The sequence below is a fragment of the Leptotrichia trevisanii DSM 22070 genome (assembly GCF_000482505.1).
Classification (GTDB): domain Bacteria; phylum Fusobacteriota; class Fusobacteriia; order Fusobacteriales; family Leptotrichiaceae; genus Leptotrichia; species Leptotrichia trevisanii.
The window spans coordinates 1-15,945 of the sequence record NZ_AXVL01000036.1 but is presented as its reverse complement, the minus strand read 5'-3'; the positions used below and the strand labels follow the sequence as shown (position 1 = coordinate 15,945).

Below are 15,945 nucleotides of genomic sequence, written 5' to 3'. Positions count from 1 at the left end.
AAGTATATGTAAATAATATCATTTATTGCATTAAAAATCAATGTTTATATAAATTTTTTATAAACTTTTTAATAAAATTGATATAAACAAAAAAAGAGAAACATTTAATTATGTTTCTCTAAATAACTTATAAATTTTTATTTTAATTTATAAAGATTATTGGTTAATGAATCTTACGTTACTGAAATCAACATTTTGGAAGAATAATTCAACTCTTCTGTTATTGTATCTTCCTTGAACAGTATCGTTAGTATCAGCTGGGTTGTTTTCTCCTTGTCCAGTGATTGCTCCATAAGAAATAGAGTTTTTCAATCCATAGTCTTTCAATAATCTAGCAACGTTTTGCGCTCTTGCTACTGATAATTTTTGGTTATAAGCATTTGATCCAGTTGAATCTGTATGTCCAACGAAATCAATTGATCCACCATCAGCAAATTGGTTAATTACACCTGCGATAGTTCTCAAGTCAGCAGCTTCATTTTCATTAGGTACTCTACCGTCAACTTTAAATCCTCTAATTACACATTTCTTTTCTTCAACTGAACAGCTAAATGGTAATGTAGCAGTATTTGGTTTTACAATTGGAGCTGGTTCTGGAGCTGGTGCAGGTACTGGAGTTGGTACAGGTACTTGCACAGTTTGAGTTATGATTTTAGGTGATCTGTCATTTTTCAATTGTCCAAATCTATATCCTACTCTAACTCCTGCTGAATCAATATGATCTCTTTCTCTAAGATTTCCTGTTTTGTATTTAACATTTGATCTTTCGTAAATAGCTTCTAATGAAACTGGCCCAAATTCAGTTCCTAATCCTGCTGCTACGTACAATCCACCTTTTAAATCTCCATTGAATTGTTTAGATTCTTTAGCAAAGTTGTACCCTGCTCTTCCTAATACGTATAAAGCATCATTTCCACTGTTAGTAGTGATTAAGTTAAATTTACCTAAAGCATAAACTGGTGCACTTCTACCAACTTTTGTATTTGTATCTTTAACTTTTAATTTTCCAGAGTTAGCTGATAATTTGTATTCTGCTCCTAACCCCCATTCAAATTCACCTTGGTTGTCAACAATATATTCCAAACCAAGTGTTGGACCTTTTTTAAGTGCGAAATCATTACCAAGATCGTTACTTCCATTTTTGTATTTTCTGTAGAAATCGTATCCACCTTTAATTTGGACTTCAGATGCTACAGCATTTAAAGCTAATAAAGCTGTTCCTAAAATAACTAATTTTTTCATTTCAATTCCTCCTGAATTTCATTTTGTTTTCTCTAACTTTTAAAATTAGTACTGTTTTCTCCTAATCCTCTTATTAAATTATACAATATTTTAGGTGAAAAATCAATACTTTAGCTTTTATATAAAAACATTCTTTAGCTAAAACTTTTTCGTTTTACAAACATATAATACCATTTTTTTAATAAAAAGTCAATAAAAAAATCAAACTATACTTTGCTTTAACCTTTATACCAAGCACTTTCCCTTGTAAAAAACGCCTAATTTCCTTGACTTATCAGTCATTTAATAATTTTATTTTTTTTAGTTGTTTTCAATTTTTTCACATCTAAGATTACTAAAAAATAAATTGAAAATAATCGACATCCTCTGAGTTTAACTAAGATTTTCTTAATTTTAAGCTACTTTTATATATTTATCATTTTATCAATCGAAAGTTCCAATTTTTTCAACAATGCAATTCTGTTATTTTTTAATTTTTCATCATCTACATTAATAATTACATTATCAAAAAACTGATTAATTGTAGCCGCATTATTCAGCAATGTTTCAATATAATTGGAAAAATCTGTATTTTCAATGCTTTCCAATTGACTAGCAAAATTATACAATGCCTTTTCTTCTTCTGATTCAAACAATGCAGCATCAATACTTAAATTTTCAGTTTTTTCATCTTTCACAATATTTTTTACACGTTTTAAAAGATTTATCAAAATTTCAAAATTTTCAGTTTGTGATAATTTCAGCAGTTCAGATAATTTTTTATCAAGTTCCACAATATTACTTTCAAGATTTATCTCATAATTTATAAGATCTTTTTTATATTTTTCTGAAAGCACGTTAATTATTCTTTGTTTAAAGAACTCTGTCACATCTTTTACAACATCTTTTTCCAGCACTTTTTTATCATTTGAAAATATTTCATAAGCCTTTTCGATTAATTTTTTATAGTCAAAAGATAATTTTGAATTTAGCACAACTTGAATAATTCCCTGTGTAGCACGTCTTAATGCGTAAGGATCCTTAGAACTTGTTGGTTTTAGTCCAACTGCAAAACATCCAATTACTGTATCTATTTTGTCAGCTATTCCAGCAATAGCACCTTCCACAGTTGTAGGCAATTCATCTCCTTGATAACGTGGCAAGTAATGTTCAAAAATTCCAAGTGCTACATCTTTCTCTTCGCCTTGCTTTTCAGCATAAACTGAACCCATAAACCCTTGTAATTTTGTAAATTCCTTTTCTCCAATTACATTTGAAACAAGATCTGCTTTTGCTAAATCTACAGTTCTTATAATACTTTCCTTCTTATCATTTAAATTCAATTCTGAAATCAGATATTCAGCAATTTTCTCACTTCTTTTGACTTTTTCAAAAATTGTTCCCATATCCTTCTGGAAAGTAACTTCCTTCAGTTTTTCCACATTATCTGTAAATTTATTTTTCAAATCTTCATCAAAGAAGAATTTTGCATCAGCAAGTCTTGGCTCTACAACCTTTTCATTCCCTTTTTTCACAGTTTCCGAATATTCAGGCGCATTTCTTATAACAATAAATTTATTAGATAATTTACCGTCTTTATCTTTTACTGGAAAATATCTTTGATGAGTTTCCAATGTAATTGTGATAATATCTTCAGGAAGTTGCAAATAATCCTTGCTAAATTCACCTTTTATTGCATAAGGATACTCTACCACATTAACCACTTCATCCAATAAATATTTATTGATTATAGCAGTATCTCCATCCTTTTCACCATTTTCCCTTATGCTTTTCAAAATTTCTTCTCTTCTTTTTTCACCATTTACAATAACAAAATTTTCAAGCAATATTTTTTCATAGTCAAGCGGATTATTAATCTCAATATCCTGAGAAGCAAAATATCTCATTCCACGAGTCTTATTCCCACCTTTTAGCCCTTCAAACTCAAAAGGTAAAATTTCTCCATTATCAAACAAAGTTACAAACCATTTAATCGGCCTTACAAACCTAAATGTTCTGTCCGCCCATTTCATTGACTTTTCAAACTCTATTTTCTTTATCGCATTTTTCAATATTTCAGGTAAAATCTCCTTAGTATTTTTTCCTGCAATAAATTTTTCAATCGAAATATATTTTCCTTTTTCATTTTCAACAATCTTTATATCATCAATCGTAGCACCTTGCGACTTCACAAACCCTTCTCCAGCTTTCGTAAGCTGCCCATCCTTATAGGCAATCTCAACCGAAGGCCCTACACTCTTTTTATCCAAATCATCTTGTTTTTCAGCTAAATCCTTTATAATCGCAGTAACTCTTCTAGGTGTACTAAACGACTCAATCCCTGAAAACTTGATTCTTTCAGCCTTTAACTCATTTTCTATTATTTTTTTCAGATCTTTCTCCGCCTTATCCACATATTGTGCCGGCAATTCTTCCAATCCTATTTCAAAAAGAAAATTCATAATTAATTCTCCTTTCTTTTCTATTAATTTTTAGTTATATTTATTTCCCAGTCTTTTAAAAATTCATTTTCAAATTCTTTTACTGTATATGTATAGAGGTTTTTAAAAAAATATCCTTTAAATTTATTCAATCCAAATTTTATTACATTTGTTCCTGCTTTTTTAGATACATTTGATTTAATTTTCTCTTTTGAGTTATTTTTTTCTTCATTATATACCAAAATATATGAAAAATTTTTCCTTAAAAATTTAAAATCTTTTTCAATAATTTCTAACAGTATTGTTACACTATCATATATTTTTTCTTTAATTTCAAAAATTTTTTTGTTTTTTTCACTATTACATTTCTCTTTATCAATTTCTAATACTAACACACCATTTTTAAATTCAATAAAGAAATACTCACCTTCTTCTGTAAATTCATATATATTACTTTTATCGTATAATGCATCATTTGATTTTAAACTATGTATTTGAGTATATTTCGAATATAGTTTTTTTATGTTATCATAATCTAATGCCTTAATTTCCGAAAAAATCATTGGAATTTTGTCATCTTCCGAAAGACTTCCTAAACTTTTCAAATTAGTTTTAAAAATATTTTTACTTTTAAATTTATCTTTTAAGGTTTTCCTCTCTTTACTCATATTCAATATCCTCTAATTTCTGAAAAGGTGCTGCTAACTTTTTATAAATTTTTTCTAAATCATTTGTTACATCTTTTATAGAAGAAAAATTATTTTTATTTTCCGATAAATAATACTTACACTTTTCAACAATTTCATATTTTTTTGAATAAACTTCTATAGCTTCTAAAAAATAAGGACTATGTGTTGTTAATAGAATGTGCATCCCAAACTCTTTTTGTAATAATACAATTAATTCTGCAAATTTTATTTGCCATTCAGGATGCAAATGGATTTCAGGTTCATCAAGTATTATTGTCCCATTTTTCTTTAAAGAACCATTATCCAATAATATTTTTAAAATTACAAAAGTCTTAATTCCTGTCGAAAGATTTCTTATATTTAATTCTATTTTACTATTTTCTTCTATATATGAAATTTTTCTGAAATCTTTTTTTATAAATTTTCCTCCAATAATTTTATCTAATTCAGAATATATTTTTTTCAATTTTTCTTCATTATCTACTTCTGTTATTATATCTTCTTCCTTAGGAGTAATATCTGATATTTTAACTTCCAGTTGCTCTTTATGATTAACAGATCTATTTCCAAAATATATATTTCCTACACTGTCAACTACATCAGGAGTATCTATATAAAGAGCTTCTGTATTTAAAAATCCATCTATATTAGTTTTTTCTACTTTTTCATTAAAAATTTTCACTTCAAACTTTTTCTTTTTTATTTCCAGTATCAACTCTCCTATTGAAGAAGAATAAAGATTATTTATCTGTCCATTAAATTCATTCCTTAACCTATTTTGAATTATTCTTTGTATAATTTTTTCTTCTTTTATATTTATAACTTGTAATATTTCATCTGAAAGTTCATCAATATCTTCCATTTCAATGTCATTGCCAAATAAAACTCTTATTTTTTCTTTTAATTTATTTTCATCAAAATCTAGCCAATCTCTATTACTATATATTTTTCTTCTAAAATCTCTTACTTTATCCATATAATTTCTGAAAGTTGTAAAATCATTTGTTTCAGTCCTATAAAACTTTTCTAATACATCTTCTATGTTATCTAATTTCTCTAGAAAAATTTGTTCATTAATTTTATACAATCCATTAAATAAAGCCCACAGAGATTTTCCTACTGTACTTTTTCCAGTATTATTTTCTCCTGCAATTACTGTTATACCATTAATTTCTACTTCAGCATTTTTCAATTTACCAATATTATTTATTGTTAATTTCAATTATTTCCTCTCCTCTCTTTTTATAAATCATAAAAACTTCCCCCTCTTCTATATTTTTACTTATTCAACAATGGGAATCCTAATCTCTCCCTTGCCTCCACAAATTTCTCAGCACATTTCTTAGCCAAATCCCTGATTCTTAAAATGTAGGACATTCTTTCTGTTGTACTGATTGCACCTCTTGCATCAAGGTTGTTGAATGTGTGTGAGCATTTTAGAACGTATTCGTAGGCTGGGAATACTAAGTCGTTATTTAGGCAGTTTTGAGCTTCCTTTTCGTACATATCAAAAAGCTGGAAGTGCATTGGAACGTCTGCCACTTCAAAGCTGTATTTTGATAATTCATACTCAAACTGGAATCTTCTTTCTCCATATTTTACTCCTTTTGTCCATTCCAAATCTTTTACATCGTCCTTATTTTGCAAATAAAGTGCTATTCTTTCAAGTCCGTAAGTTATTTCAGATGGAACTATGTCAACTTCCAGTCCTCCAACTTGCTGGAAGTATGTAAACTGTGTAATTTCCATTCCATCCAGCCAAACTTCCCATCCTAATCCCCACGCTCCAAGCGTAGGGCTTTCCCAGTTGTCTTCCACAAATCTTATGTCGTGTTCCTTAGGATTAATTCCTAATGCAACTAAACTTTCTAAATAAAGTTCCTGAATATTTTCTGGAGATGGTTTCATAATTACCTGAAACTGATGATGCTGATACACTCTGTTGGGATTTTCACCGTATCTTCCATCTTTTGGACGACGCGATGGCTCAACATAGGCAACATTCCAAGGCTCAGGACCTAACGACATTAAAAAAGTATCTGGATTAAAAGTTCCCGCACCTGTTTCAATATCGTACGGATTTGATATTATACACCCTTTATCTCCCCAGAACTTTTGAAGAGTTAATATAATTTCCTGAAAAGTCATTTTTCTCTATCCTTTCTTTTGATTTCTTTTTCTTAAAAGTCTTTTTAAATATATTATTCTTAAAGTTAATATTAAAATAGCAAAATATTTTATTATTTCATAACCTAATTATACCAATTCCTTTGTCTGAAAATGGTATAAAATAATCATCAATTATTTTATAAAATGTAGATTTTTCCTTTTTTTCTCCATATTTTCTTATAATTTTTTCTGGATTTTTAAGATTAAGTTTTTTTACTTTCAGTTTTTCTTTTACTTGTTCTTCTGTCAAATGAAATAACTGATTTTGTGAATTTATTATAAAATAACCTGAATTTTTATTGTATTCTATTTTTTCTTTTCCAATTTTTTCTGCATCTAAAAATTTAGATATTGCTTCATCAAAATCATAAATATAACCAATCCAGTTATCTTTTATTTTATTTAATTTTTTTAAATATCCTTTATCTCCTAAAGAAAAACTTACTTCAGGAACAGCTCCATTGTATTCTGTTATAAGCAAATAATTAGCTATTTTTAATTCTGTATTTTCTTTAATTGGAAACCAAATATAGAAAAAATTAATAGTAAAAAATAATATAAATCCACAAATAATTAGTTCTGCCAATACTTTATTCTTAGAAAAATAAATAATAGTCAAAAATACAACAAATATTAATACTATAACAAAAAGAAGTAAAAAACCATAAACTGCAGCAAAAATCATGCTATTCACCTTTTTTTGTTTTATATTTTCTCACTAAATAATCAATTATAATAATATAAATTCCAATATGCACATACATATCTGCCACATTGAATACGAAAGCCCAGATGCCTCGAAAATCTATCATGTCAATTACGTATCCACGAAGAATTCTGTCAATCATATTTCCTGCAGCTCCAGCGGCAATTACTGCTACTCCTATTTTTGTCCATTTGCTGTAATTCTTAAAGTTTTTGTACTCTACAGCGATTACGTATATAATTAGAACTGCACTTGTTATTGTAAATAAATTGATTTTTCCTTGCAATAGACCGAAAACTCCGCCGTGATTTTCAACATAAGTCAAGTGAAAGAATTTATCTATTATTGGTATAGAAAAACCTTGCACTCCACCTGATACATTGAACATCAGCTGCTTTGTAATCTGATCTAATGCACCTAAAACCAAAATAATAATTATATAAGGCATTCTTTTCTCCTCACATTTTTTATTAACACATGTTTGTAAAAAACGAACTAAATAAGTTATTTTTATTTAGCTGTATTTAGTCCTATTTTACAAAATAAATTTTATGTTACATTTTTTCCAGAACGCTTGCACATCTTGGACATACATCTGGATGATTGTGATTGTGTCCAACTTCCTCATCGTATTTCCAGCATCTTTCACATTTTTCTCCAGACGCTTTTTCCACAGCGATGTTAATTCCTTCGATTTCGCTTTCTGCTAAATTATCATTTACAAATTTAACTTGAGATACGATAAACAAGTCAGAAACTTCATTTTCTGTATAATCTTTTATAAATGAATATTCATCATTGGCAATATTTAAAAGGACTCTCGCATCAAGAGAATGTCCTATTAATCCAGTTTGTCTTTCTGCTTCCAGCTTTTTGTTTACTTCTCTTCTTAATCGTGCGATTTTATCCCATTTTTGTGCTAATTCTTCATTCAAATATTCAGGTCTTGCTTCAATCCATTTTGATAAATGTACACTTTCTTCTTCTTTTAACGTTTCTGGTATTCTTTCCCAGATTTCATCAGCCGTAAACGACAATACTGGGGCAATTATTCTTACTAGCACTTTCAGAACTTCTGTCAATACAGTCTGTGCACTTCTTCTTTCAATTGAAGTTGTTCCTTCACAGTAAAGTCTGTCTTTTACGATGTCAAGATAGAATGAAGACATTTCCATTGAGCAGAAATATGTAATTTCTTGGAACAAACTGTAAAATTCGTATTTATCATAATATTCAGTTGTTTTTTCTTTCAATTCTTCCAGTTTGTGCATTGCCCATTTGTCAATTTCAAACATATCTTTATAGTCAACTTTATCATTTGCATAATCAAAATCATTTAAGTTACCCATCAAAAATCTGGCTGTATTTCTGATTCTTCTATAAGCATCTGACATTTGTTGCAAGATATTTTCCGAAATTCTTACATCTTCTCTATAATCCACTGAAGATACCCACAATCTTAAAATATCTGCTCCGTATTTTTCTGTAATATCTTTTGGAAGTATTGTGTTTCCTAAAGATTTAGACATTTTTCTTCCTTGTCCGTCCATTGTGAATCCGTGAGTCAAGATTCTCTTGTAAGGTGCATCTTTTGTACTTGCGATTGATGTCAATAATGAAGATTGGAACCAACCTCTATGCTGGTCACTTCCTTCAAGATACAAGTCTGCTGGCCTTGGCAAGTTTCTTGGCACTAGCACACTTCTATGTGAAACTCCTGAGTCAAACCAGACGTCCATTATACTTCTTTCTTTTCTAATATCCACATCTTTCAAGTTATATTTTTCCAAAAGTTCATCCCCGATAATTTCTTTGGCTTCATATTTCCACCAAATGTCAGTTCCTTCTTTTTTTACCATTTCAATTACTCTGTCCATAATTTCTGGCTCATAGATAACTTCATCAGTCGCTCTGTTGTAGAACAATGGTATTGGTACACCCCATACTCTTTGTCTTGAAATAGTCCAGTCTGGACGAGTTTCTAACATTGAACCAATTCTATTTTTACCCCAAGATGGTACAAATTCCACATCATCTAGTGCTTTTATCGCATTTTCCCTAATGTCGCTTTCATCAACACTAATGAACCATTGCTCAGTCGCTCTGAAAATTACAGGTTTTTTACTTCTCCAGTCATGCGGATACGAGTGAACAAATTTGCTGTGATGCAGTAAATGTCCACTTTCTGTCAAGTCCTGTACAATTACATTGCTTGCTTTTGCATAAAACATTCCTTCGTATTTCCCAGCTTCCTTTGTCATATGCCCTCTGTCATCAACTGGCGATAATACTCCAATTCCATATTTTTGTGAATAATTGTAATCGTCCACCCCGTGTCCAGGTGCTGAATGTACTGCTCCAGTACCTGCATCAGCCGTAACATAATCTCCAATCATTACCAGCCCTTCTCTATCCAAGAACGGATGTCTATAATGAGTTTTCTCAAGTTCAGTACCTTTAAATTCCTTCAATAATTCATAAGAAATTCCAAGTGTCTTAAATACAGTTTCAGCCAATTCTTTTGCAACTACAATATTGCCTTTTTCTGTTTTGTATAATCCATAATCAAATTCAGGGTGTAAAAATACTCCCAAGTTTGCAGGCAATGTCCAAGGTGTTGTCGTCCAGATAAGAATACTTGCCTCTTCCACACCTAATTTATCTAATAAATCCTGTGTCCCTTCAAATTTTACATAAATTGAATGAGACTCTACATCTTTATACTCGATTTCCGCTTCAGCCAAAGCTGTTTCAGTCGTAGGTGACCAGTAAACTGGTTTTAATCCTTTATAAACATAACCATTTTCATAAATTTCCTTAAATACTTTTAACTGTTCCGCTTCGTATTCAGGCATTAAAGTGATATAAGGATTATCCCAGTTTCCTAAAATTCCAAGCCTTTTGAATCCTTCTTTTTGTTTTTCTACCCATTTCAAAGCATATTTTTTACATTCCTGTCTAATTTGCAATGGAGTCATATTTTTTGCCTTTTCTCCAAGTTCTTCCATTATTTTCCATTCGATAGGAAGACCATGCGTATCCCATCCTGGAATATATGGTGCGTTATAACCTCTTAATCTTTTATATTTTAAAATAATATCCTTCAATATTTTATTTAACGCATGCCCGATGTGAATATCTCCATTTGCATACGGAGGCCCATCGTGCAGCACAAAAAATGGTGCCCCTTCATTCAATGATTTTTCATAAATTTGAGCTTTTTTCCAGTCCCTTAATGTTAAAGGTTCTTTTTGTGCCAAATTAGCTTTCATTTTAAAGCTCGTCTTTGGTAAATTTAACGTTTTTGCATAATCTACCTTGTCTTCCACGTTATTATTTTCCGACATTTTTCCTCCCATATTTTTCTTTTAAATTATTCTCTTTATTTATGTTTTTTATTATATCACAATTTTATACATTTTAAAATAACTCAGCTTTATATATTATTTTTTTCTTAGTTATTGTCCTTAAATATACAAATAAGGAGATACCAAATTTTTAGTATTCTCCTTTTTCTTTAACTATTACATCTAAATTTTTAAATTTTTGATTTTAAAATTATTTAATAACCATTCCTGCTCCAACAAATGTCAAAATACCTAACACAAGTCCATACAATACAGAATATTTAATAGTTTTTCCTAAAAGTTCTCCATCTTTTCCATTTAATGCTGCAGAAACTGATGTTACAATTGCGATATTTTGTGGTGAAATCATTTTACCACCTGTAGCTCCAGCGGTATTAGCTGCAATTAACAATGATTGCAGTGCTGGATTTTGTGATAATCCTTTCGCTACTCCTACTTGAATTCCACCAAATAACAAGTTAGATGATAAATCACTTCCTGTAACAAATGTTCCAATTGTACCTAAGAATGGTGCAATAAACGGAAATCCTGATCCAGTTAATGTTTTAAGACCATCTGCAATACTTGCTGTCATTCCACTGTGCTTCATAACTACTGAAAGTGCTACAATTCCCATAATTACTAACATTTTATCTAATTTATGATAAATTGTATGACCTAGTACTTCGACCATGTCTTTTACTTTTACTTTTTGAATAAATCCTGCGATAACTGTTGCTACAAATAAAGGTGCAGCTGGTGCCAAAATCCATTTAAACGCAACTCCAGCTTCTTTTGCACTTTTGGCATCTCTAAACCAAGTTGCCCAATGCCCAAATGAAAAATCAATTGTTGAAATTGTATGCTCGTGTAAAGGCTCATTTATAACTTTAACAACTGGACTTGTCCCTACAATTAAAACTACCATTAAAATATATGGAAGCCAAGCTAAAATTGCATCTTTAGTAGAAACTGCCACAGTTTCAAATCCTTCTTCTGCCTTAACAAACATTTTTGTCGCTACAATCATTAAAATCATTGCTATTAAACTTGAAATAATTGTAGGAAGTTCAGCCCCAGTCGTCATAGCTATTAACGGTTGTATCATGTATCCAATAATTGATGCGATAACTACTGGTAAAATTCCTTTTCCAAAAGCTGGATTTTTTCCGCCATCTATTTCTTTATTTGCAAAAACTACTAAAATAAAAGGAATAACACAAGTTAATAGTAACAATAGCAATGATGTAAATAATGCTGTCTGTTGAGCATTTAATCCAAAGTTCGAAATCATTGTTGTAACTGGAAGCCCTACTGTTCCAAATGCTGTCGGTGTCGAATTTGCAAGTAAACAAATCATCGCCGCTGTCATAGGAGAAAATCCTAAAGAAATCATAATTGCCGCCGGAATTGCAACCGCTGTCCCATATCCTGCAATACCTTCTATAAATCCACCAAATCCCCAGGCAAGTATTAAAGCTTGTGCACGTCTATCTGATGTAATATTTCCCAACATCGTTTTGATGATTTCAATTTTACCATTTTTCACTGATAAGTCATAAGCAAAAATAGCCGCTATTATTACAAATCCAATTGGCATCCAAGCCACTGCGAATCCTTCAAAAAGTGAAGCAATAATCCCTTGAACTGGAATTCGCCAGCTTGACATGACAAAGTTCAAAATAATCGCTACAATCAAGCTCGCATAAGTACTAAACAACGCAGATTTTTTTAAAACTGCTAACAAAATTAAAAATAAAATGATTGGTATTAAACCTACTAAAAATTCCATTTTTCAAAAACCTTCTTTCTATGATTTTGTTAAAATAATTAACATCTTATACTATATTTTATCAAATTTTTTACAAAAGTACAAATTTTTTTCTAAATTAAATTTTAGCCTATTCCAAAACTAAACAAATAATTAAATAGTTTTAAATCTGAGCAAATTAAGCCTAATTTTTAAACTCCATTTAAAGTCCTTTTCTCGTAAGTCCCACTCTTCCTCTTTCCTTATCCAACGACAATATTTTAACTTTTATAATTTGTCCCACAGAAAGTTCCTTTGTAGCGTCTGAAACAAATTTTTCTGCTATTTCAGAAATATGAATCAATGCATCATTTTTTAACCCTATGTCAACAAATGCTCCAAATTTTGCCACATTTCTCACAGTTCCTTCCAGAATCATTCCTTCTGTCAAGTCATCCATGTTCAAAATATCCGAACGTAAAAGCGGTTTTTCAAATTCATCACGGGGATCACGTCTGTCCTTTAACAGCGCCTCATATACATCCTTCGCTGTTTCCCTTCCAAAATCATTTTCCTTAATAATTTTTTCTAAGTCTATTTTCTGCAATTTTTGTCTTACAACATCCAAATCTTCTTTTAAGTCCTCAACTTTACAGCTAGCTTCCTTCAAGATAATTTCTGCAATGTGATATGATTCTGGATGGATAATCGTGTTATCAAGCGGATTTTCACTGTCAGGCACAACAACAAATCCTGCCATCTGCTCAAATGCCTTATCTCCCAGCCCTTTTACTTTTTTAAGCTGTTTTCTGTCCTTAAAATCACCATTTTCGTGTCTATAATCCACAAGATTTTTTGCCACATTCTTCTTAATTCCAGAAACAAAACTTAATAATGCCCATGAAGCTGTATTTATATTGACTCCTACGTTATTTACTACATGCTCAATTGTCTGCTCCAAAGTTTCATTTAGCTTTTTCTGATTTACATCATGCTGATACATTCCCACTCCAATTGATTTTGGATCAATTTTTACAAGTTCTGCCATTGGATCCTGAATTCTTCTTGCAATAGAAATCGCACCTCTTGCCGTAACATCCAGATCAGGAAATTCCTCAATAGCCAATTTTGATGCAGAATAAATTGAAGCTCCAGCCTCATTTGCAATCAGATACGAAACCTTTTTCTTAGCCTCCTTTATCACATCCGCAACAAATGCCTCCGTTTCTCTTGAAGCCGTCCCATTTCCAATTGCGATAATATCTACGTCATATTTTGCTATATAATCCAATATTTTTTTCTTTGCAGTCGCAAGCTGCCTTTCATTATGCACTCCATCCACAAGGAAAAGTACGTCATTTGTTTCATAAAATCCGTCTTTATTGATAATTACCATCTTACAGCCCGTTCTGTATCCTGGATCCAATCCCATAAGCGTTTTTTTCGATAGAGGCGGTTGTAATAGCAGTTTTTCCAGATTTTCAGAAAAAATATTGATCGCTTCTTCTTCCGCTTTTTCTGTATAAATATTTCTCACTTCATTCTTTATGGATGGATAAGCCAGTCTGTCCATCGAATCTTTTATAACTTCCTTAAAAAATTCAGTTAAATTTTTATTTTCAAAAGTATTCAGAATAAAGTTTGTTATAACTTCTTCTGTTTTTTCATCAATATCAATGTCGACTTTCAATATCTTTTCCTTTTCTCCACGATTTAACGCAAGAATCCTATTTGAAGCGCTTCTCCCAATCTGTTCCGAATATTCATAATAATCCTGATAAACACCTTTTTCATCATTTTCTTTATTTTTCTCAATAACTTTAGAAGTCAAAATTCCAAATTTTGCAATTTTATCCCTTAAGAACTCCCTGATTTTAATATTTTCCGAAATATCCTGAGCGATAATCAAGTGAACTCCTTCAATTGCAGCCTTAACATCCGCCACTTCTTCCGTAACATACTTCTTGGCTTCTTTCTCCAGTTGCTCCATCGTAGTCCCTTTGGCTAACGCAAACTCTGAAAGAGGCTCCAACCCTTGATCTTTTGCAATATCCGCCTTTGTTTTTTTCTTTTTCTTATAAGGCAGGTACAGATCTTCCACTTCTTGCAGTTTTATCGCATTTACAATACTTTTATGCAATTCCTCAGTCAGTTTCCCTTGCTCCTCAATCAGCCTTATAACTTCCTCTTTCCTTTTTTCCAAATTTCTGTAATACGTAATTTTCTCAATTACATCCCGAATCTGCTCCTCATCCAGATTCCCCGTAACTTCCTTCCGATACCTAGCAATAAACGGCACAGTCGCCCCTTCATCAAAAAGTTTTATCGTATTTTCCACTTGCGGCACTTTAAAGTTCAGTTCTTTTGCCACACTAGCTACAATATCCAATGTCTTTCCTCCATTTACAGTTTGATTTTTTTATTTAAATTTACCAACATCTATTTTAGCATAATTTATAAAAAATAACCAGTTGAATAATTTTACCATTTGTGATATAATTTTTTTGTAAAATAAAGACAAAATTTAATGTCTGTATTAGTAAAAAATGGTGAAAAAAATACTCTATATCTTAAATTGATTAGGGTATTTTTTTATGTTATAATATTTTTGGGTTTCACCACCCTATACTGATACAGACTGGAGGTGAAATTATGATTCATCAGGATTTCATCATGTTTATCATCGCTGTTGTGATATTATATCTGATTTTCAGTAGATAAACATAAGACATAATTCCTCCAAATTTTGTTTTGCCCGCAGATTTATAGTGTCTGCGGGTTTTCAACTATAAAAAATTAATTTTAACAGTTAAACAAGAAATAATTTTATAAATTATACTAATCCCCATTTAAATAACAGATTTATTATAAACTTCTCTAATAAAGGATATAAACCCAATATTTTCAAATGATTTAAGATATAATTTTTATTTTTTAAACAGAATTTAGTATAAACTAATCCGTCGGAGCATTTTTCTGTGCTGGCAAAATTGTTTGAGCATAGTGAGTTTTTTGTCAGTGCAGGAAAATGTCGTAGACTAGCCATAGGTTATTTGTAGCAATGAGCAAGCCTACGAAAATAAAATAGAAAAAAATTGAATGATTATGAATTAACTATTGAAAATCCCATTATAAAAATTTATTCTCATTTTTAAACGGGGTTTAGTATTAGAAAGTAAGTTTATATTTTGTATAAAATTTTCTTTTTCTTTAAAAAAATTTCAAAATATGTATTGACTTACGGTAAATTATATTATATAATTATTTTAATCAAAAAACAGTATAAAAAAATTGTTGTTCTGAAAATAAATAAAAAGACTAACTATATAATGTCAAGTTTTTTTTTCAAAAAAAAACAAAAAATTTTTTTGAGGAATTTATTTAAATTTTTGCATAACAAAATAGGTAATTTAATAATTTAAATCACTTAAATGGTTAATTAATGATATTTTTAAAAAGTTCGTTTTTAGTTTGTAAATGGTAAATAACTCTGACTAATTTTTTAACAACGTGAGATATGGCAACATTAAAATGTTTACCTTGAGAACGTTTTCTGGCAAGATGTTCCTTAAATACAGGGCAGTAGATACTGGTTAGTCTTGCAGCATTGTATAAAGCGTAT

At 30.3% G+C, this 15,945-nt stretch carries 10 protein-coding genes and 1 pseudogene; all 11 read right to left on the bottom strand.

Annotated features, from left to right (window positions below):
• Positions 1–156: 156 nt before the first annotated feature.
• Complete coding sequence (locus K324_RS0107125) at positions 157–1,242, bottom strand: OmpA family protein (protein WP_026748559.1); 1,086 nt, start codon at positions 1,240–1,242, stop codon at positions 157–159.
• Positions 1,243–1,646: 404 nt separating this feature from the next.
• Positions 1,647–3,683: a glycine--tRNA ligase subunit beta gene (gene glyS, locus K324_RS0107120; RefSeq protein ID WP_026748558.1), complete on the bottom strand. Its 2,037-nt coding sequence runs from the start codon at positions 3,681–3,683 to the stop codon at positions 1,647–1,649.
• Positions 3,684–3,706: 23 nt separating this feature from the next.
• Positions 3,707–4,330 carry a hypothetical protein gene (locus K324_RS0107115; protein ID WP_026748557.1) on the bottom strand — a complete coding sequence of 208 codons (624 nt, stop codon included), beginning with the start codon at positions 4,328–4,330 and terminating at the stop codon, positions 3,707–3,709.
• Positions 4,323–5,573, bottom strand: a complete 1,251-nt coding sequence (locus K324_RS0107110; RefSeq protein ID WP_026748556.1) for an AAA family ATPase — start codon at positions 5,571–5,573, stop codon at positions 4,323–4,325. Before K324_RS0107110 ends, K324_RS0107115 begins: the two co-directional genes overlap by 8 nt.
• Positions 5,574–5,629: 56 nt before the next feature.
• Entirely contained in the window at positions 5,630–6,499 is an 870-nt protein-coding gene (gene glyQ / locus K324_RS0107105) for a glycine--tRNA ligase subunit alpha (protein ID WP_021769413.1), read from the bottom strand.
• 97 nt (positions 6,500–6,596) lie between these two features.
• Complete coding sequence (locus tag K324_RS0107100; RefSeq protein WP_026748555.1) at positions 6,597–7,205, bottom strand: hypothetical protein; 609 nt, start codon at positions 7,203–7,205, stop codon at positions 6,597–6,599.
• Position 7,206: 1 nt separating this feature from the next.
• Positions 7,207–7,674 carry a signal peptidase II gene (lspA, locus tag K324_RS0107095; RefSeq protein ID WP_026748554.1) on the bottom strand — a complete coding sequence of 156 codons (468 nt, stop codon included), beginning with the start codon at positions 7,672–7,674 and terminating at the stop codon, positions 7,207–7,209.
• 106 nt (positions 7,675–7,780) lie between these two features.
• Positions 7,781–10,573 carry an isoleucine--tRNA ligase gene (gene ileS / locus K324_RS0107090; protein ID WP_026748553.1) on the bottom strand — a complete coding sequence of 931 codons (2,793 nt, stop codon included), beginning with the start codon at positions 10,571–10,573 and terminating at the stop codon, positions 7,781–7,783.
• A 211-nt stretch (positions 10,574–10,784) separates the two neighbouring features.
• Positions 10,785–12,365 carry an L-lactate permease gene (locus K324_RS0107085; RefSeq protein ID WP_026748552.1) on the bottom strand — a complete coding sequence of 527 codons (1,581 nt, stop codon included), beginning with the start codon at positions 12,363–12,365 and terminating at the stop codon, positions 10,785–10,787.
• A gap of 181 nt (positions 12,366–12,546) precedes the next feature.
• Entirely contained in the window at positions 12,547–14,712 is a 2,166-nt protein-coding gene (locus K324_RS0107080; protein WP_026748551.1) for a Tex family protein, read from the bottom strand.
• Positions 14,713–15,758: 1,046 nt separating this feature from the next.
• A pseudogene (locus K324_RS16005) lies at positions 15,759–15,945 on the bottom strand (hypothetical protein); the annotation flags it as partial.

Coding starts and splice junctions, on each gene's coding strand:
- ileS (WP_026748553.1), bottom strand. CDS start 10,573: ATGTCGGAAAATAATAACGTGGAAGACAAGGTAGATTATGCAAAAACG.
- K324_RS0107100 (WP_026748555.1), bottom strand. CDS start 7,205: ATGATTTTTGCTGCAGTTTATGGTTTTTTACTTCTTTTTGTTATAGTA.
- lspA (WP_026748554.1), bottom strand. CDS start 7,674: ATGCCTTATATAATTATTATTTTGGTTTTAGGTGCATTAGATCAGATT.
- K324_RS0107115 (WP_026748557.1), bottom strand. CDS start 4,330: ATGAGTAAAGAGAGGAAAACCTTAAAAGATAAATTTAAAAGTAAAAAT.
- K324_RS0107125 (WP_026748559.1), bottom strand. CDS start 1,242: ATGAAAAAATTAGTTATTTTAGGAACAGCTTTATTAGCTTTAAATGCT.
- glyQ (WP_021769413.1), bottom strand. CDS start 6,499: ATGACTTTTCAGGAAATTATATTAACTCTTCAAAAGTTCTGGGGAGAT.
- K324_RS0107085 (WP_026748552.1), bottom strand. CDS start 12,365: ATGGAATTTTTAGTAGGTTTAATACCAATCATTTTATTTTTAATTTTG.
- glyS (WP_026748558.1), bottom strand. CDS start 3,683: ATGAATTTTCTTTTTGAAATAGGATTGGAAGAATTGCCGGCACAATAT.